15 protein-coding genes and 1 pseudogene are annotated in these 18,654 nt (G+C 69.3%); 5 read left to right on the top strand and 11 right to left on the bottom strand.

Annotated elements, in window-relative coordinates:
* Positions 1 to 77: 77 nt before the first annotated feature.
* Positions 78 to 1,244 carry a mandelate racemase/muconate lactonizing enzyme family protein gene (locus CAL25_RS02695; RefSeq protein WP_094798385.1) on the top strand — a complete coding sequence of 389 codons (1,167 nt, stop codon included), beginning with the start codon at positions 78 to 80 and terminating at the stop codon, positions 1,242 to 1,244.
* 89 nt (positions 1,245 to 1,333) lie between these two features.
* Here CAL25_RS02695 and CAL25_RS02690 read toward each other — a convergent pair whose 3' ends face one another.
* The 3 genes from CAL25_RS02690 to CAL25_RS02680 are packed head-to-tail and all read right to left on the bottom strand — an operon-like array spanning position 1,334 to position 7,172.
* Positions 1,334 to 2,821 (bottom strand): efflux transporter outer membrane subunit, encoded by a 1,488-nt coding sequence (locus CAL25_RS02690; protein ID WP_094798384.1) that lies wholly within the window; start codon positions 2,819 to 2,821, stop codon positions 1,334 to 1,336.
* Positions 2,818 to 6,027, bottom strand: coding sequence for an efflux RND transporter permease subunit (locus CAL25_RS02685; protein WP_094798383.1), 3,210 nt, complete (start codon positions 6,025 to 6,027; stop codon positions 2,818 to 2,820). The genes CAL25_RS02690 and CAL25_RS02685 overlap by 4 nt, the downstream gene beginning before the upstream one ends.
* Positions 6,024 to 7,172: an efflux RND transporter periplasmic adaptor subunit gene (locus CAL25_RS02680; protein ID WP_432759217.1), complete on the bottom strand. Its 1,149-nt coding sequence runs from the start codon at positions 7,170 to 7,172 to the stop codon at positions 6,024 to 6,026. Before CAL25_RS02680 ends, CAL25_RS02685 begins: the two co-directional genes overlap by 4 nt.
* Before the next feature lie 138 nt (positions 7,173 to 7,310).
* Here CAL25_RS02680 and CAL25_RS02675 point away from each other — a divergent pair, with 138 nt between their 5' ends.
* Both CAL25_RS02675 and CAL25_RS02670 read left to right on the top strand, forming a co-directional pair.
* Entirely contained in the window at positions 7,311 to 7,961 is a 651-nt protein-coding gene (locus CAL25_RS02675; RefSeq protein ID WP_094798382.1) for a TetR/AcrR family transcriptional regulator, read from the top strand.
* 185 nt (positions 7,962 to 8,146) lie between these two features.
* Positions 8,147 to 9,400, top strand: a complete 1,254-nt coding sequence (locus CAL25_RS02670) for an MFS transporter (RefSeq protein ID WP_094798381.1) — start codon at positions 8,147 to 8,149, stop codon at positions 9,398 to 9,400.
* A gap of 22 nt (positions 9,401 to 9,422) precedes the next feature.
* On the opposite strand, the gene CAL25_RS02665 is transcribed toward CAL25_RS02670, so the two are convergent.
* Positions 9,423 to 9,914 carry a hypothetical protein gene (locus CAL25_RS02665; protein WP_141217877.1) on the bottom strand — a complete coding sequence of 164 codons (492 nt, stop codon included), beginning with the start codon at positions 9,912 to 9,914 and terminating at the stop codon, positions 9,423 to 9,425.
* 237 nt (positions 9,915 to 10,151) lie between these two features.
* On the opposite strand from CAL25_RS02665, the gene CAL25_RS02660 reads away from it, so the two are divergent.
* The gene (locus tag CAL25_RS02660) at positions 10,152 to 10,439 is read left to right on the top strand and encodes a hypothetical protein (RefSeq protein WP_094798379.1); all 288 of its coding nucleotides are present in this window, start codon (positions 10,152 to 10,154) and stop codon (positions 10,437 to 10,439) included.
* Positions 10,440 to 10,461: 22 nt separating this feature from the next.
* On the opposite strand, the gene CAL25_RS02655 is transcribed toward CAL25_RS02660, so the two are convergent.
* From CAL25_RS02655 to CAL25_RS02625, 7 genes are all read right to left on the bottom strand, one after another.
* Positions 10,462 to 11,715: an Hsp70 family protein gene (locus CAL25_RS02655; RefSeq protein ID WP_094798724.1), complete on the bottom strand. Its 1,254-nt coding sequence runs from the start codon at positions 11,713 to 11,715 to the stop codon at positions 10,462 to 10,464.
* A 71-nt stretch (positions 11,716 to 11,786) separates the two neighbouring features.
* Positions 11,787 to 12,842 carry an Lnb N-terminal periplasmic domain-containing protein gene (locus CAL25_RS02650; protein WP_249278922.1) on the bottom strand — a complete coding sequence of 352 codons (1,056 nt, stop codon included), beginning with the start codon at positions 12,840 to 12,842 and terminating at the stop codon, positions 11,787 to 11,789.
* Between the two features lie 270 nt (positions 12,843 to 13,112).
* Positions 13,113 to 14,255: a GGDEF domain-containing protein gene (locus CAL25_RS02645; protein ID WP_094798378.1), complete on the bottom strand. Its 1,143-nt coding sequence runs from the start codon at positions 14,253 to 14,255 to the stop codon at positions 13,113 to 13,115.
* 105 nt (positions 14,256 to 14,360) lie between these two features.
* Positions 14,361 to 15,035 (bottom strand): 2OG-Fe(II) oxygenase, encoded by a 675-nt coding sequence (locus CAL25_RS02640; protein WP_249278921.1) that lies wholly within the window; start codon positions 15,033 to 15,035, stop codon positions 14,361 to 14,363.
* Positions 15,028 to 16,140: a bifunctional DNA-binding transcriptional regulator/O6-methylguanine-DNA methyltransferase Ada gene (gene ada, locus CAL25_RS02635; protein WP_094798377.1), complete on the bottom strand. Its 1,113-nt coding sequence runs from the start codon at positions 16,138 to 16,140 to the stop codon at positions 15,028 to 15,030. Before ada ends, CAL25_RS02640 begins: the two co-directional genes overlap by 8 nt.
* A gap of 56 nt (positions 16,141 to 16,196) precedes the next feature.
* Positions 16,197 to 16,880, bottom strand: a complete 684-nt coding sequence (alkB, locus tag CAL25_RS02630) for a DNA oxidative demethylase AlkB (RefSeq protein WP_094798376.1) — start codon at positions 16,878 to 16,880, stop codon at positions 16,197 to 16,199.
* Between the two features lie 26 nt (positions 16,881 to 16,906).
* A complete protein-coding gene (locus tag CAL25_RS02625; RefSeq protein ID WP_094798375.1) occupies positions 16,907 to 17,677 on the bottom strand; it encodes a 2OG-Fe(II) oxygenase in 771 nt (256 codons plus the stop codon).
* A gap of 254 nt (positions 17,678 to 17,931) precedes the next feature.
* Between CAL25_RS02625 and CAL25_RS02620 the strand changes: the two are divergent.
* A pseudogene (locus CAL25_RS02620) lies at positions 17,932 to 18,438 on the top strand (DUF523 domain-containing protein); the annotation flags it as partial.
* Positions 18,439 to 18,654: the final 216 nt, after the last annotated feature.

The raw sequence follows: 18,654 nt of genomic DNA, 5'->3' as shown, positions 1-18,654 counted from the left end.
GTGAATTTCGTTCAATTTTAGGCAGGTCGGGCAGGTCTAAGCTAGTGCCACGATTCGAACTCACCAGGAGACCTGCCATGAAGATCGTGGAAATCCGCGAGCGCACCTTGCCGATCAGCTCGCCCATCCGCAACGCCTACATCGACTTCAGCAAAATGACGCTGAGTCTGGTGGCCGTGATCACCGATGTGATCCGCGACGGCAAGCCCGTGGTGGGTTATGGCTTCAACTCGAACGGCCGCTACGGCCAGGGCACGTTGATGCGCGAACGCTTCATCCCGCGCATCCTGGAAGCCCGCCCCGAAGACCTGCAGGACGCCAGCGGCAACAACCTGGATCCGCACAAGGTCTGGAACGCGATGTTCACGAACGAAAAGCCGGGCGGCCACGGCGAACGCTCGGTGGCCATCGGCACGATCGACATGGCGGTCTGGGACGCGGTCGCCAAGATCGAAGGCAAGCCGCTGTTCCAGCTGCTGGCCGAGCGCTACGGCAATGGCCAGCCCGATCGCAAGGTCTTCGTCTATGCCGCCGGCGGCTACTACTATCCCGGCCAGGACCACGGCAAGCTCAAGGACGAGATGCGCAGCTACATCGACCGCGGCTACACGGTGGTGAAGAAGAAGATCGGCGGCGCCTCGCTAGACGAGGATCTGCGCCGCATCGATTCGATCCTGAGCGTGCTGCAGGACGGCCAGAAGCTGGCGGTGGACGCCAATGGCCGCTTCGATCTCGATACGGCGGTGCAGTACGCGAAGGCGCTCTCGGCCTACGATCTGTTCTGGTATGAAGAGGCCGGCGATCCGCTCGACTACGAGCTGCAGGCCACGCTGCGCAACTACTACGACAAGCCGATGGCGACCGGCGAGAATCTGTTCTCGATGCAGGACGCGCGCAACCTGATCCGTTATGGCGGCATGCGCGCCGACCGCGACTATCTGCAGTTCGACTGCGCGCTGAGCTACGGCCTGGTGGAATATCTGCGCACGCTGGACATGCTGCACCAGCACGGCTGGTCGCCCAAGCGCTGCATTCCGCACGGCGGTCACCAGATGTCGCTGAACATCGCGGCCGGCCTGGGCCTGGGCGGCAACGAAAGCTACCCGGATCTGTTCCAGCCCTTCGGCGGATTTCCGGACGGCGTGCGCGTCGAAAACGGCCACATCACCATGCCCGACCTGCCCGGCATCGGCTTCGAAGGCAAAAGCGACCTGTACAAGGTCATGCGCGAACTGTCCGACTGAACCTGGACCCCGACGCGGCCTCGGGAGCCACTCCGGGCCGCGCCCCGCATCCGGGCGGCGCCGTGGCGCCGCCCTTTTTCATCCTGCGATCAGGACCCGCTCGCGGCGCGCCCCGTGGGCGAGGCAGGCGCGGCCGGCGCCGCGCCCATGGCATGGAACAGCGCCGCGGTGTCGGCCAGCCGGGCGGCCGCGTAGTTGAGCTCGCGCAGTTGCGCCTGCAGATAAGCCTGCTGCGCGGCACGCCCCTGAAAGCCGGGCAAGGCGCCCAGCTCGACCCGCCGCGCGGTGTTGCGGTAGGAGCCTTCGGACGCCTGCCGGGCCGCTTCGGCCGCGGCGAGCGCCTCATTGTCGGCCTCGAGCGCGGCGAGGCTGTCGGCCACGTTGCGGAACGCCGCCAGCACCGTCTGGCGATACTGGTCGGCCGCGCCTTCGAAGGTCTCGATGGCCGCGCGGCGCTGCGCGCGCAACGCGCCGCCATGGAACAGCGGCTGCGTCAGCCCCGCGCCGATGCTCCAGATCGCCCCGCCCGGACCCGACAGCGCGGTGGGCCAGTCGAAACCGCCACGGCCCATCGAGGCCGACAGCGACAGGCGCGGCAACATCTGCGCGGTGGCTGCGCCCACCTCGGCAGCCGCGCCCTCGAGCGCCACGGCCGCGGCCTGGACGTCGGGCCGGTTGGCGAGCAACTGCGACGGCACGCTCACCGGCACCCGCGCCGGCACCACGATCCGCGTGAAATCCAGATCGGGCGGCGCCTGATCGGGCGTGCGGCCCAGCAGAACGGCGAGGGCATGACGGGTGGACTGCCACTGGCTGCGCAAGCCCGGCAGCGCGGCCGCCAGATCGCTTGCATTCTGCTCGGCATCGAGCGCTTCCTGCTGCGACGCCGAGCCCAGTTCGAAGCGCCGCCGGGCATCCTGCGCGACCTGCCGCGCCAGCCCGACCTGCTCGGTGCTCAGCGCCACCTGCCGTGCCAGCGCGGCCGACCGGATCGCACCGCTCACGATATTCGCGGCGAGCGCGCGGCGCGAAGCCTCGAGACGATGGGCCTGCTGATCGACGCGCGCCGCGAGCGCCGTGTTGGCATAGCGTGCGGCGCCGAACAGGTCGAACGTGTATTGCGCCCGTATCTGTCCGACGAAGGTGTTGTAGAGCATGGTCGGCGGCTCGACCATGGGCATGGTTAGCGCGCGTTGCCGATCGACTTGCCCGCCCATATCGATCGTGGGCAGCATCGACTCGCCTATCTGCGCGCGCAACTGCTCGCGCGCGGCCGCGAGGCGCCTGTCGGCGGACGCGAGGTCGGGACTGTTGGCCAGCCCTTCGCGCACCATGGCATCGAGCTCGGGCGAGCCGTACAGCGTCCACCAGTCGGCGACCGGCACGGCCCCCTGCTCGAACTGCTGAGCCACGCCCTGCGCGCTGGCGCTTTGCGCAGGCGTCGGCGCGACGCCATAGTGCGCGGGCTCGGGAGTGGCGGGCGCCCGGCCATCGGGACCGAGCGCGCAGCCCGCCAGGGCCAGCGCCACGGCACTCGCGAGCGCCAGACGTGCGTGGGAAAGTGTGAGGCTCATCATGATGCGTTGCCCGTCGCGCCCGAGGTCTGGCCGGCAGGCGTCTGGTGGGAATGCTGGTGGCCTGCGTCGGCGCCCGGCGGCACGCCCGGAGGCTCGTCGCGCTCGTCGTTGCGCACGCGGAACCAGGCCGCATAAAGGGCCGGCAGGAAGAACACGGTGAGCACGGTGGCGCTCGTGATGCCGCCCATCAGCGCGGTCGCCATCGGACCGAAGAAGTTGCTGCGCAACAGTGGGATCAGGGCCAGCACCGCGGCCGCGGCCGTCAGCGTGATGGGCCGGAAGCGCCGCACCGTGGCGCTCACGATGGCGTCCACGCGGGGATGTCCGGCCGAGATGTCCTGCTCGATCTGATCCACCAGAATCACCGAATTGCGCATGATGATGCCGAACATCGCGATCACGCCCAGCATCGCGACAAAGCCGAAGGGCATGCCGAACAGCAGCAGCGCCCCGACCACGCCGATCAGGCCCAGCGGCGCCGTGAGCACCACCATCATGACGCGCGAGAAGCTCTGCAGCTGGATCATCAGCAGCGTAAGTACGACCACCGCCATGAGCGGCATCTGCTCGATGATGGAGCGCTGGCCCTTCTCGCTTTCTTCGACCGAACCGCCGATCTGGATGCGATAGCCCACCGGCAGCTCCGCGCGCAGCTCCGCGAGTCGCGCGTCGAGTTCGTGCGTCACGTCGATGCCCTGCGCACCGCCGACCACGTCGGCCTGCACGGTGATGGTGGGCTGACGATCGCGCTCCCAGATCACGCCGTACTCGAGCTCGTAATGCGCGCGGCCCAGGCTGCCCAGCGGCACGGGACCATTCGGCGTGGGCATCGACAAGGTTTCGAGGCGCGAGGGATCGATGCGCTCGTTGGCCGGCGCGCGCAGGTCGACGTTGATGAGCTTGTCGCGTTCGCGGTATTGCGTGACCGTGGTGCCGGACAGCGTCATGGCCAGGAAGGCCGACACGTCGGACGAGGTGACACCCAACTCGCGCGCCTTGCTCTGGTCCACCTCGAAGCGCACGGAGCGTTCCGATGGCTCGTCCCAGTCGAACTGCACATTGGCCGTGCGGCTATCGGCGCGCACCACGTCGGCGAGCTTTTCGGCCAGCGCGCGCACCGTGGGGATATCGCCGCCCGACACGCGGAACTGCACCGGGAAGCCCACCGGCGGGCCGTTCTCCAGGCGCGAGATGCGGGTCCGGACGGCGGGATACTGCTCGCGCAGAATCGGCGCGAGCCACTGTGCCAGTTGCTCGCGGTCCTCGACGGAATGGGTCGTGACGATGAACTGCGCGAAGTTCGGCTGGGGCAGCTTTTGGTCGAGCGGCAGATAGAAGCGCGGCGCGCCCGTGCCGACGAAGCTCACCAGATGCGCGATCTCGGGCCGGTCTTTCAGCGTCTCTTCGAGGCGCAGCACCTGGCGCTTGGTCGCATCGAACGACGCGCCCTCGCCCAGACTCACATCCACCAGCAGCTCGGCGCGATCGGAGCTCGGGAAGAACTGCTGCGGCACCAGCGAGAAGGCGGCCATGGCGACCACGAACAAGAGCGTCGTCCCGCCCAGCACCCAGTAGCGGCGCTCGACGCAGCGTGCCACCCAGCCGCGCAGGCGGCGGTAGAAGCGCGTGTCGTAGATGTCGTGCTCGTGGTCGTCGGGCTGGCCTTCTTCTTTTTTGCGCTCGGGCAGCAGGCGATATCCCAACAGCGGGATCAACACCACGGCGGCGAACCACGAGGCGATGAGCGCGATGGCCGAGACCTGAAAGATCGACCGCGTGTACTCGCCCGTGCCCGACTTGGCCAGCGCGATCGGCAGAAAGCCCGCCACGGTCACGAGCGTGCCGGTCAGCATCGGGAACGCCGTGCTGGTGTAGGCGAAGGCGGCCGCGCGGGCGCGGTTCCAGCCCTGTTCGAGCTTCACCGCCATCATCTCGACCGCGATGATGGCGTCGTCGACCAACAGGCCCAGCGCCAGCACCAGGGTGCCGAGCGAGACCTTGTGCAGCCCGATGTCGAACAGATACATGAAGAGCGCCGTGACGGCGAGCACGACGGGGATGGAGATCACCACCACCATGCCGGTGCGCAGGCCCAGCGAGACCAGGCTGACCAACAGCACGATCACCACGGCCTCGGCCACCGAGCGCAGAAACTCGTCGACCGAATGCGACACGGCGTGCGGCATGCTCGATACCTGCGTGAGCGTGAGCCCGGCCGGCAGGAAGTCGCGCAGCTGCTGGGTCTGCGCGTCGAGCGCCTGACCCAGCTTGATCACGTCGCCATTCGGCTGCATGGTGATGCCGATGCCGAGCACCGGCTTGCCGCCCGCCCGCATCTCGGTGGCGGGCGGCTCGAGATAGCCGCGCCGGATGGTCGCGATATCGCCCAGCCGCACCGTCGTGTCGTTCAGGCGGATCAAGGTTTCTTCCAGCGCACGCACGTCCTGGATCTGACCCGAGGGCCGCACGAAGATGCGGTCGTCGGCGGTGGTGAGCGTGCCGGTCGAGTTGACGCCGTTCTGTGCATCGATGGCGCGGCCGATCACCTCGGGCGACACGCCCAGCCGCGTGAGTTGCGCGTTCGGAATCTCGACGTAGATGCGTTCTTCCTGCTCGCCGAAGTAGTCCACCTTGGCCACCCCCGGCACGCGCAGCAGCACCGTGCGCATCGCATCGGCGTAGTCGCGCAGCGTGGCCGGCGAGAAGCCGTCGCCTTCGAGCGTGTAGATGTTGGTGTAGACGTCGCCGAACTCGTCGTTGAAGAAGGGCCCCTGCACGCCGCGCGGCAGCGTGGCCTGGATGTCGCCCACCTTCTTGCGCACCTGGTACCACTCCTGCTGCACTTCTTTGGCGGGCGCGGAATCCTTCATGGTGAAGAACACCAGCGACTCGCCCGGCCGCGAATAGCTGCGCATGAAGTCGGTGTAAGGCGTTTCCTGGAGCTTCTTGGCGATGCGATCGGTGACCTGTTCGCGCACCTGCTCCGCGGTGGCCCCGGGCCAGAAGGTGCGGATCACCATCACGCGGAACGTGAACGGCGGATCCTCCGATTGCGCGAGCCGCGAGTACGACAGCACGCCGAAGATCGTTGCGAGCGCAATCAGGAAGACGACGAGGGCCTGATGGCGCAACGCCCAGGCCGATAGATTGAAGCGCCCCTCTTCGTGGCGCTGCGCGTCGTGCGCGCCGGGTGCCGGCGCGCTCACGAGGCGAAATCCTCGGGATGCAGCGGCGGCACCGGCCGGACCTTCTGCCCCGCCGCCACCGCATGCACGCCCTGCCACACGACGCGCTCGCCTTCGGCAATGCCATCGGCCAGCACCACGTGGCGCTCGGTGTAGCGCAACACCGTCACGCGGCGCAGCTCCAGGATGTCTTCGCCGGCCTTGACCACCCAGACCGCGGGCGCCGGGCCATCATGAAAGAGCGCGGTGGCGGGCACGGTGTAGGTGGTGCCTTGCGCCGTGGCGCCGTCGAACGCGATGTTGGCGGTCATGCCGAGCCGGACCTGCTCCGCGCCATGGACCGTAAGCTTGACCCGGAACGTGCGGCGCTGGGGGTCGGCGGCCGGCGCGAGTTCGCGCACGGTGGCCTCGTAGCGGGCGTCGGGCGCGGCAGGCAGCGTGATGCGCGCCTTCTGGCCGACCTTCAGTCCGGCCAGCACGTTTTCCGGCACGTCGGCCACGGCGTCGATCTCGCCGGCCCAGGCCAGGCTGTAGACGGCCTGACCCGCGGCGACGTTCTGCCCGGTGTCGGCCTGTTCGGCGGTGATCACACCCGCGTGGTCGGCCTTCAGCGTGGTGTACGCGAGCTGGTCGGCCGCGAGCGCCGCCTGCTGCGCGGCGCTGTCGCGCTGCGCCAGGGCCGCTGCGTAGGCATTCTGCGATTGCTCGAGCTGGCTCGCGGCGATCAGCTGCTCGCGGGCCTGGGCCCGGTCGCGGTTGAGCTGCTGGCGCGCGAAATCGAACTGATGCTGGGCCGCGGCGAGCTGGGACTTCGCGCTCGCCGCGTTCTTCGCGGCATCGGCCGGATCGAGCCGCGCCACGACCTGACCGGCGCTGACCGTGTCGCCCAGGCGCACCTTGCGCTCGATGATCTTGCCGCCCACGCGGAACGACAAGGGCGTGGTGTCGCGCGCGTCGATGCGGCCCGGCACGCTGAGGCCGGCGGCCGCCTGGTCGGGCTGGGCCGGCATGGCCACGACGGGCCGCGGCGCGGCGGCCGGCTCTTCCTTGGCACCACACCCTGCCAGCACCAGCAGGCAGAACGGCACGAGCAACAGGCCGACGCGGCGCGCGCCGGCTCCGGAAAGGGGTCGGCGCGGGGCGGCGCGGGCAGATGATCGGAACACGGAGTACCTCGACGCGTTTCGGGCGGCGGCCAGACGGACCTGCCTGGGGTCGGACGAAATCTAGGACGGATTCTAATTCGGTCCTGTATTCAAATACAACCCTGAATCTGAAATGGGTGTCGATGCTACACTCGGCCGATGGCACAAGTCCGGTTAACACGCGAGCAAAGTCGGGAGCAGACGCGCCAGCGTCTGCTCGACGCGGCACAGGGTCTGTTCCTGGCCAAAGGCTATATGGCGACCAGCGTCGAGGACATCGCCGAGGCCGCGGGCTATACGCGGGGCGCGTTCTACTCGAACTTCGGCTCCAAGTCGGAGATGTTCCTGGAATTGTTGCGGCGCGATCACGAATCGCACATGAACGAGATGAGCGCGCTGTTCGAGGATCAGGCCTCGCGCGCCGAAATGGAAGCCCGGGTGGTCGCGTACTACAGCCAGATCCACCGCGAAAACAAATGCTTTCTGCTGTGGATGGAAGCCAAGCTGCAGGCCGCGCGCGACCCGGCCTTCCGTCTGGGGTTTCTCTCGTTCCAGCGCGAGCAGCGCGGCACCATCGCCGACTTCGCGCGGCATTTTTCGGCCCGCGTGGGCACGCCGCTCACCATGCCCCCCGAGCAGCTGGCCCTGGGCCTGCTGGCCCTGTCCGAAGGGATGCAGTTCAGCTACGCCTTCGATCCGCAGGCCGTGTCGGCCGACCTGACCCAGGCCGTGCTGGCGGGCTTTTTCCAGCGCGTGGTGTTCGGCCCGGGCCCCGCCGACACCGCCCCGTCCTTGCCTGACCCGCAATAATCCCCCTCTGACGATCAGGGTCATGGCGCGGCTGATTCTTGACGCCAAGGCAAAGGTCTTTTCGTCCGGCGCTGCTTTTTCCGCACTGCAATAACGCGCACACTGCGTTCCATGCTCAATGCCGTCCCGAGGACGGCGCGCCCGGCGGCACCTCGCCCCGGCCGCTCAACAGGAACGCAACCATCATGACCACAACTCAACCCTCCGGCGCCGATGCGTCGGGCGCCGGTGCGCCGGGCGCCGCCGCGTCGGGCGCCGCCGCGCCGGTGAAGGCCGGTTTGCCGCTGCTCGCCCTGGCCGTGGGCGCCTTCGGCATCGGCACGACCGAATTCGCCCCCATGGGCCTGCTGCCGGTGATCGCCGACGGCGTAAACGTCAGCATCCCGACCGCCGGCATGCTGATCAGCGCCTACGCCATCGGCGTGATGCTGGGCGCCCCCCTCATGACGCTGGCGCTGTCGCGCTGGTCGCGGCGCAGGGCATTGATCGCGCTGATGGCGATCTTCACGGTGGGCAACCTGCTGTCGGCCTTCGCGCCCAACTACACCACCCTGCTGCTGGCCCGGCTCGTCACCAGCCTGAACCACGGCGCGTTCTTCGGACTGGGCTCGCTGGTGGCCGCCAGCGTGGTGCCGCGCCACAAACAGGCGAGCGCGGTCGCGACCATGTTCCTCGGCCTGACCATCGCCAACGTGGGCGGCGTCCCTGCCGCCACCTGGCTGGGCCAGACCATCGGCTGGCGCATGTCGTTCGCGGCCACGGCCGGCCTGGGCCTGCTGGCGATGGCCGCGTTGCTGTTCGCCCTGCCGCGCGGCGAGGCCGGCAGCCGCCCCGACGTCAAACGCGAACTGCGCGTGCTGTTGCAACCCGCCGTGCTGGTCGCCCTGCTCACCACCGTGCTGGGCTCGGGCGCCATGTTCACGCTCTACACGTACATCGCGCCCACGCTGGCCGCCATCACCGGCGCGTCGCCGGCATTCGTGACCGCCATGCTCGTGCTGATCGGCGTGGGCTTCACGCTGGGCAACACGGCGGGCGGCCGTCTGGCGGATCGTTCGCTCGACGGCAGCCTGATCGGCTTCCTGGCGCTGGTGATCCTGGTGATGCTGGTGTTCCCGTGGGTGGCGGGCTCGCCCGCCGGCGCCGCGGTGGCGTTGTTGATCTTCGGGATCGCGACCTTCGCGGTGGTGCCGCCGCTGCAGATGCGCGTGATGCGCGCCGCGGCCCACGCGCCCGGACTGGCTTCGTCGGTGAACGTGGGCGCCTTCAACCTCGGCAACGCGCTGGGCGCGGCGGCCGGCGGCGCGGCAATTTCGGCGGGGCTGGGTTATGCGGCGGTGCCGCTGGTGGGCGCCGCGATCGCCGCGGCGGGCCTGCTGCTGGTGCTGTCGCAACTGCGGTCGCGCCGGGCCGCGAGCGCGGCGGCCGGCACGGCCTGACCGGCCGGCGCCAAGCCCGGCCTCAGCGTACCGGCGCGTCTTCGGACGGCGCGTCGGGATCGGCGGGGGCCGCGGCCGGATCGGGCCGCGCGGCGGGCCAGTCGGGGCTCAGTGTGAGCTCCACGTGTTCGTCGGCATACACGTGCACACCCAGGTAACGGGACTGCCCCGGATCCGCGGGCACGACGGCCACCGCCGAACGGCCCAGGCCCTCGTCGGGAATCGGCTGGCTCACCGGCCAGCCCACTTCCCAGGCCACATCGGCGCGGCCCGGCGTCACGTCGATGCAGCACATGCTCTTGCCGCTGCTCATGTCGCCTTCGCCATAGCGCCAGTGCACGCCGCCGACATAGCGGCCCTGCACGCTGATCTCGCCGATTTCGTGGTCCGGGCTGTAGTTGAAGACCACCACCTCGACCGGCAACTCGGCGCGCGCCCCGCCTGCGCCGATGCCTGCGCAGGCCAGTGCCAGCGCCCATGCCGCTCCTATCCGCCCCATCCTGGCCTTCGCCACGTCATCCTCCTGCCACCCGGTCCGCCTCGACTGGCATGGTAGCGAATCCCGCCGACCGACCGGCCCGCACCGCCGCCTCGAACCGTTAGCAACTGCTACATCCGGCCGGCGCGCAAGAGCATCCGCAGCCGCGCGCACACGTCACAAGGCGACACATCTCCATCCGCGCACAAGCGCAGGGGCGCGCCCATACTCAGCGAGAGGCCGGCCACGCGGCACGGTGTCTGGGGAGAGGAAATGAAGAGCACCACACGCTGCGCGCTTGCCGCGCTCACGCTGTTGCTGGCGGCCTGCGCCAACGAAGGCGCGCCGGGCGCACGACCCGCCGCACCGATGCCGGGGGCCGATCTCGATCCCCACGGCTGCAAGCCCACGGCGGGCTACGCCTGGTGCGAACGGCTGGCGCAATGCGTACGCCCATGGGAGCTCGCGCGGGCGCGCGGCCTGGCCACGGGCCCCGAGGCCTTCGCCGACTACTGCGGCGCGCCGGCCGCGGCGCCCGCGTTTCGCGTGCCGCCGCAGTAGGCGCCTGCCGGCAGACAGCCGATCAGGCGAAACGCCGGCTGGCGTCCAGCGCGAGACCCGCGCCGATGCTGCCGAACAGGTCGCCTTCGACGCTGCGCGCCGCCGGCACCAGGGCCGCCACGCTCGAACGCAGCAACGGCACCCGGCTCGAGCCGCCCGTGAAGAACACCGTGTCGACGGCGCTGGCGGGCACGCCCGCGCTCGCGATCAGCTCGTTCACGGTGCGCTCGACGCGGCCGATCAGGCCTTCGATCGACCCGTCGAAGCCCGGGCGGGTCACGTCCACACCCAGCCCCGGTGCGATGCGATCGAGCGGAATATGCGTGGCCGGCGCTTCGGACAGCGCGATCTTGGCCTCTTCGACCTGGATCGCCACCCAGTGGCCGGCCCGCTGACGCACCAGCTCGTCGAGCAGGCCGATGCGCGCCGGATCGGCTGTCTGCTGGCGGATCCAGGCGAAATTCTCGGCGGCCTTCTTGGTGTAGGCCTGGTTGATGGTGTGCCAGCACGCCAGGTTGCCGAACTGCGTGCTGGGCACATCCTTGCCGCTGCGCAGCTGGCTGCCCAGGCCGAATAGCGGCATCACGTGACCCAGGCTCAGCTGCTTGTCGAAATCGGTCCCGCCGATGTGCACCCCGCCGTGCGCGAGGATGTCGTCGCGGCGGTCGACCTTGCCGGCGCGCGCCGGCCCGAGGCGGATCAGCGTGAAGTCGGACGTGCCCCCGCCGATGTCGACCACCAGCACGAGCTCTTCGCGGTCGATCTGCGATTCATAGTCGAAGGCCGCCGCGATCGGCTCGAACTGAAACTCGACATGCGTGAAGCCCACATCGCGCGCGATCTCGCCGAGGGTGTCCTGCGCGAGCTGGTCGGCCGTCGTGCTGTCGTCGACGAAGAACACGGGTCGGCCAAACACGGCCTGGCGCAGCGGCTGGCCGCTGGCCTGTTCGGCGCGTCGCTTGAGTTCGGCGATAAAGCGCGTGAGCAGGACGCGAAACGGCACCGCGCGGCCCTGCACTTCGGTCGAGCCTTCCATCAGCGAGGTGCCGAGCAGGCTTTTCATCGAGCGCATCAGGCGGCCGTCGTAACCCGCCACGTAGTCGGCGATGGCGGCGCGGCCGTAGCTCACCTCGTCATCGTCGTCATGAAAGAAGATCGCGGAAGGCAGCGTGCCTTTGCCGTCTTCGAGCAGAAGCAGGCTGGGCTGGCCGGCGCGGGCCAGGCCGACGGTGGAATTGGAGGTGCCGAAGTCGACGCCACAGGCAGGGGAAGTCATGGGAAAAACCGGGTCGGGCAGAAAAACGGCGCCCAAGTGTAGCCTGAGCCGCCCGGCGCCGCAGCGCTCCCTCAGGGCAGCGGCTGCCCCGCCCGGATCGCCGTGGAGAAATCGCCCGCCTGCTCGCGCGACAACTGCGCGCGCTCGTCGATCGCGGCCCATTGACGCCATTGCGCCAGCGGCACGCGGTTGTCGATCGCGCCGATCTTGTACAGATAGCTGGGCAGATAGCCCGACAGCAGAATGCGCGGATCCATCGGCAGATCCGGCACGATGGCGCGCACCATGCGATAGACGATGGTGGTGCAGTTGGCCGTGACCGTGTGATAGAAGCGCGGCTTGCGCACCAGCGCGTTGGCGGTTTCCACGTACGAGACAAACAGCCTGCGCATCGCGTCGGGCTTCATGCGGATCGGATAAAGATAAACGTCTTCGCCGCGCTCGAAGGTGCGCACGCCGACGATGTCGCGCTCGTCGGCCGCGATCACGCTCATCTCGAACTGCTTGAAAAAACCGCCGAGCTCCGAGAAGCGCTCATGCTGCTCTTTGCGGATCTCGACAGAAAACACGACGCGCTCGCCGTCGGCGAAGCCGAACGACACCAGCGTATGCGCGATCGCCTCATTGCCCCAGTACGACAGGAACAGATCCACCGTACGCAGCTGATCGAGGTCGTACTCGCGCGACTCCCAGCGCGGCATGAAGTCGGCCTCGCCCTGCCAGATGAAATCGCGCACGTTGTGCAGCGACACATGCGAACCCTCGACCTCGCCGTAGGTCATGCGGCCGACATCGGCGGCCCAGGCGCGATCGTTGGAGGGCTGCAGCGAACTCCACCAGATCACCATGATCGCGCAGGCCGCCACGTAAAGCGCCAGCACCGGACGCCAATGGCGCGTGCGGCCCAGCAACAGGCCGCCCATCGCCGCGCAGATCATGCCCCACACCACGATCACGAGCGCCGTGAGCGAACTCGGAAACGGCATCTGGTACTTGAGTGCGCCGATGCCCCATGCCCCGATGGCGATCAGCGCCAGCAATGCCACGCCACGGGCCAGCCCCCGCGCAACGGCCCTGGGCCAGCGCGCGCCCCGCAGGCGCTTTTCTTCGGAAAACTCAGGGGTCATAGCGTGCCCACTCACTGCCGGGAAATTCAAAGACCGCCCGATGATTGCCGCTGAGCGCCGCACCGTCAAGTCGGCCGGACGAGCTTCAGGCCGGGGTCAGGCACGTCAATTGCTGTAGTGGAGGTTCAACGTGAAGCAATGAGGAGGTTCATATGCGTTCGATTCTGCTGTGGTTGCTGGGTGTGCCCATCCCCATCATTATTCTGATCGCGCTGTTCTGGAACTGAGCGCGAGCGCATCACCCCCGGCCGGCCGCCGCGCCGGCCGGGCTCAGTCCGCCATTGCCATGCGCGACTTGCCCGCCGACTTCGCCAGATAGAGGGCCCGGTCGGCCGCCTTGAGAATCTCGGCCATATCGTGCCCGTGGCGCGGAATCAGGGCGATGCCCACGCTTCCGCCGATCCGCACGCCGTGTTCGGTGCCCAGATCGAAGGGCTGCGCCACGCGTTGGATCAGTTGGTCGGCCAGCTGCGCCGCCTCCCAGCCGTCCACCTCGGGCAGCACCAATACGAATTCATCGCCGCCGATCCGCGCGATCGACGCGTCCGCCGGCGCGAGCTCGGTCAGGCGCGTGCCCACTTCGCGCAACAGCCGGTCTCCGGTGGCGTGGCCATGGGTGTCGTTGACCGACTTGAACCCGTCCAGATCGAGATAAAGCAAGGTGTAGCGCGCCGCATCGTCACGCGCGCGCCGCACCGCTTGGGCCAGCACGCCGCCCAAGCCGAAACGATTGAGCAGTCCCGTGAGGGAGTCCTGACGCGCCAGGCGATCGTTGTCGCGCTCGGCACGCATCGTGGTCACGAGCATGGCATTGAGCCGGTACGAGGCCAGCGTCATGCTGAGCAGGAACAGCGGCAGTTGCAGACAGATGATCCACAACTCGGACTGGCCCGAGACCACCGCGACCGTCATGCACGGCCCGAGACTCGTGAAGATCATCACCGCCAGCAACCGCGGCGCCGCGAAGTTGCGCACACAGATGCCGCCCACCATGGCCGCCGCCGACAGGCAGGCCAGCAGGATCGCGACCCAATCGCCGCTCAGCGCGCTGATGACCGTGCCATAACCCACGCTCACGGCCCACAGCAAGGTCAGGAGCAGATAGAGGTCGGTATAGGTGGGCCCGCCCGTGAGCGCGTTGCGCCGCGCGCGCATGAGCACCACGCCGCGAATCGCACAACAGAGAAACTCGAACACCACCCACGCAATGAACGCCGGCTCCGGGATGCGCCAGGCCACGATGCTCGCGATCATCAGGCTGTTGATCACGCCGCCCAGGAAAATAGGCAGGGTGCCGAAGAGACCGCCCACGAGATCGACGCGGATGTCATCGGGGACGTCGTCGCCCGCATACACGAGCCAACGGGTCAGGCGCCAGGTCGGCATGCGATAGGTGCTGCTGGCGGGAAACATGCGGACCCGGGCTCCAGGGACGTAGACCGGCAAAGATATACCGAAGTCACGTCCCGCACCACCGCGATCCGCGCCGCCGTGGCGCGCACGCCGCGCCGCTGCGCGTCAGAGCGCGTCGCGCGATAGCGGCCAGCCCAGCATCAGCGCCAGCCGCCGGCCTTCGCGCACGCGCGCCACGCCATGGCGCATCAGCACCCGGTAGGGGCCGCGCGCGCCTTGCACCGGACGGCCCGCGGCGGCGATCACCGCGAGCCCGCCCTGTGCCAGCGGCACCACGTGCGGCCGCGTCTGCATGCGCGGCCGCTGCTCGGCCAGCACCAGCTCGCCCCCGCTGAAATCCACTCCGGCACGGTTGAGCAGCACGATGAACAACAGGCCAAAGCCCGCGTCGCCATCCCCCGAGGTCACGACCGGGCAGTCGGTCGACGCGTCGGTGTGGGTCAGCCAGACGTCCGGCGGCGGATGCTTAGCCACACCCTCGCCTTCGAGCGGCCCGGACTGCGCCGGATGCCTTGCCGCGCCGTCGCCTTCGAACGGCGCGTACGTCGCCGGCCGCCACTGCGCGGCCAACGGGGCGAGTCCGCGGCGCAGGGCCTCGATCCTGTCGAGCCACGAGGCGGCAAGCGCGATGCGCCGCGGTTCGGCCGGCACGGCGGCGCCAGCGACCAAGGCCTCGCATTCTTGCGGATCGAACGCCTCGGGCCACAGGGCATGGCCGCGTGTCCGCAGACTCTCGGTGAGGGCGTCGAGCCGGGCGCCCGAGGGCCCGGTGTCATTCACCCTCGGCCCCGGCCGATGGCCAGGCGCCTTCGCGGCGCAGCAGTTCCTGCTTGCGCGCCACGCCCCAGCGATAGCCCGACAGACCGCCATCGGTACGCACCACGCGATGGCAAGGGATGGCCACGGCGACCGGGTTGGCGCCGCAGGCCTGTGCCACCGCGCGCACCGCGCCCGGCGCGCCGATGCGGCGCGCGATGTCGGCATAGGTGGCCGTCTGTCCGGCAGGGATCTCGCGCAGCGCCTGCCACACGCGCTCTTGAAACGCCGTGCCGCGCACATCGAGCGGCAAGGCCATGCCCAGGGCGGGCGCCTCGACCAGGCCCACCACGCGCGCCACCACGGTTTCGAACGCGGCGTCCGCGCCGATCAACGCGGCTCGGGGAAAGCGATCCTGCAGAGACCGCACCAGCGCGTCCGGGTCATCGCCCAGCTGGATGGCGCAAATGCCCGCCTCGCTCGCGGCCACCAGCAGCGCGCCGAGCGAGCACTGTGCCACCGCGAAACGGATCTCCTGGTTGGCGCCGCCCGCCTTGTAGGCGCGCGGCGTCATGCCCAGCCGCTCTTTCGAGCTGGCGTAGAAACGGCTGTTGGAATTGAAGCCACTGGCGTAGATCGCGTCGGTGACGGTGCCCGCGTCGGCGAGCTGCTCGCGGACACGGCGCGCCTGCTGCGCGGCCGCGTAGGCCTTGGGCGTGAGGCCGGTGACGGCCTTGAACACGCGGTGAAAGTGATAGGGGCTCATGCCGGCCCGCTGCGCCAGCCGCGCCAGCGAGGGGATCTCGTCGCTCGCGTCGATCAGGCGGCAGGCCTGCGCCACGAGCGCGGCGTGCTGGTGGCCGACCTGGGTCTGGTCGGCCGCGATGTGCCGGCTGGGCCGATAGCCCGCGGCTTCTGCCGCGGCCGGGCTGTCGAAGAACTCCACGTTCTCGCGGCGCGGCAGACGGGCCGCGCTGCTGGGGCGGCCATAAACGCCTGTCGTCTTGACCGCGTACACGAACAGACCATCGGCGCTGCGGTCGCGCGCCACCACGGCGGCCCAGCGTGGATCGTGCGCAAGCGACAGCGGCATGGGGCCCGCCGCGGGGGGATCGAGTGTGACAGTCATGGTTTTTCCTTTGCGGTTTGCCATGCTTGTCATCCTAGGATGGCGCGGCGGCGCCTTCACTCCGCCTCTTGCGCTTGAATTCGGCGCGTCTTGTCGAGCACCACGCGGAACGTGAAATTCAGGCGCTGACGCCCCAGCTGCGCGTGCCAGCCATCCTTTAGCGTGCTGATGCCATGGAACCGCATGCGGTCGACGCCGCCCCACAGCGCCACGTCGCCATGCCACAGACCCATGCGCTGCACGGGGTCGGTGCGCTTGAGCCCGCCGAACTGAAAGGTGGCGGGCAAGCCCAACGACACCGACACGATCGGGGCTTCGAGATCACGCTCGTTGCGATCCTGGTGCAGCGTGAGACGGCTGCCCGGCACATACTGATTGATCAGGCAGGCATCCGGATCGTAGTCGGCGAAACCGCATTCGGCGGCCGCGGCGCGCGCGAGCGCCAGCATGCCCGGAGGCAGCGGCGGCCAGGGCCGCTGCGTGAGCGGGTCGCGCGCACTGTAGCGGTAGCCCGCCTCGTCGCTGACCCAGCCGAGCTTGCCGCAGTTGGTCATGGCCACCGACATCGTGTGGCCGCTGGGCGTGACGAGGTGGCGCAACGGCGCCGCCGCGCGCACCTCGTCGAGCTCGGCCAGCACGCGCTCGACATACGGCAGCGCGAAGCCGCGCAGAATGTAGGCGCGCGGCCCGATGGGCTCGGTCACGCCGGTGAGAGTGGATTCGAACAGGTCGAGTGTCATGACGCGAAATCGAAAACGACGCCGACTCAACGGGCATCGTGCAGGATGATGCCGAGCGTGTGGCGCTGGCCACGCATGAGCTCGGCGACCCCATGACGCAGTGTACGCCGGTGCCATCCACGCGCACCGCGCACCGCGCGATCGCGTACGGCGAAAATCAGCGCGTCGCCTTGCGCCAGCGGCAGCACCTCGGCCGTGGCCGGATGGCCGCTGCGCTGTTCGGTCATCACGAACTCGCCACCGTCGAAATCCCGGCCCGGCGCCGACAGCAACACCGCCATTTGCAGCGGAAACACATGATCGCCATACAGGTCTTGATGCAGGCAGTTGTAGTCGCCCGCCTCATAACGCAGCAGGAGCGGCGTGGGCCGCGTCTGCCCGGCCTCATGGCAGCGCGCCAGGAACGCCGCGTACGTTTCCGGGAAGGCCGGACCGGCCTCGCGCAGACGCGCGCGCCACTGATTGGCCAGCGGCGCCAGCCGCGCATACAGGATCTCGCGCAGCGCCGGCAGCGGCGCGGGCAAGGGATAGGCGTAGTAGCGGTATTCGCCGCGCCCGAAACCGTGGCGCGCCATCACCACGCGGCTGCGGAACAGCGCGTCGTCGGCGTACGCGGAGGCTGTCCGCGCGCACTCGTCGGCGCTGAACAGCCCCGGCACGATGGCCTTGCCGCGGGCGTCGAGCTCGGCCAGGACGGCGTCCCAGTCGGCGGCGCGCAGGCGGGCCACGGCCGAATCGGCGTCTTCGCCCGATGACCGCGCCGGCGCTGCGAAAAGAAGATCGGCCTGCCTGTGCATGCAATCAGTCTAGCGCCCCCCCCGGCCCGGCGGCCTCCCGACTCTTGCGCTCGAATTCGGCCGTGGCCCGCGGGGCGTGGACAGGGTTGCGAAGGCGGCCCTGGCCTGGCCTGCCCTGCCCGACACGGCATGGCACGGCACGGCACCGCAGCGCACCGCACCGCACCGCACCGCACGGCAAGCCTGGCGCGTTATGCTGGCGGTGTCGCCCGTGACGCGCGCCGGCTCCCCGTCTCGCTCCCCTTCGCTTTCGCATGTCCACCTCTTCCGAACCGCCCCCCTCCTGTCCTCCCACGCGCGTGCTCGTCAGCGCCTGTCTGCTCGGCCGTCCGGTGCGATACGACGGCCGCGGCGCGCCGCGCGTGCATCCGGTGCTTGCGCGCTGGCAGGCCGAGGGCCGCGTCGTGGCGATCTGTCCGGAGATGGCGGGCGGCCTGCCCACGCCGCGCCCGCCCGCCGAAATCACGCATGGCGACGGCGGCGCTCGCGTGCTGGACGGACTGGCCCGGGTGATCGACATCACCGGGGCCGACGTCACCACGCCGTTCGTGAACGGGGCGCAGGCGGCGCTGGACGCGGCGCGGCAACACGGCGTCACGCTGGCCGTGCTCAAGGAAGGCAGTCCTTCCTGCGGCAGCGGCTACATCTACGACGGATCGTTCAGCGGCCAGCGGCTCGCCGGTCAGGGCGTGACGGCCGCGCTGCTCGCGGCGGCGGGCGTGCGCGTCTTCAGCGAACAAGAATTCGATGCGGCGGATGCCGCGGCGGCCGAAGCCGTGGCGGCCAGTGCCGTGGCATCCGCCGCCACGGCATTGGCCGCCACGACGGTCGACACCGCCGCCGACATCACGCGAGCGGGCCGCGCCCGGCCCGCCTGAGACACCTGCCTCATATCGTTGCACGGGCAACCATCCGGCGATTTTCTAGGGGACAACCCTGGTTCGCGCAAGATCGCTGAACTAAATCTTCTGCCCGCG

The sequence above is a fragment of the Bordetella genomosp. 5 genome (assembly GCF_002261315.1).
Lineage (GTDB): Bacteria > Pseudomonadota > Gammaproteobacteria > Burkholderiales > Burkholderiaceae_B > Bordetella.
The sequence above is the reverse complement of the archived record's forward strand: the minus strand, read 5'-3'. Positions and strand labels throughout refer to the sequence as shown.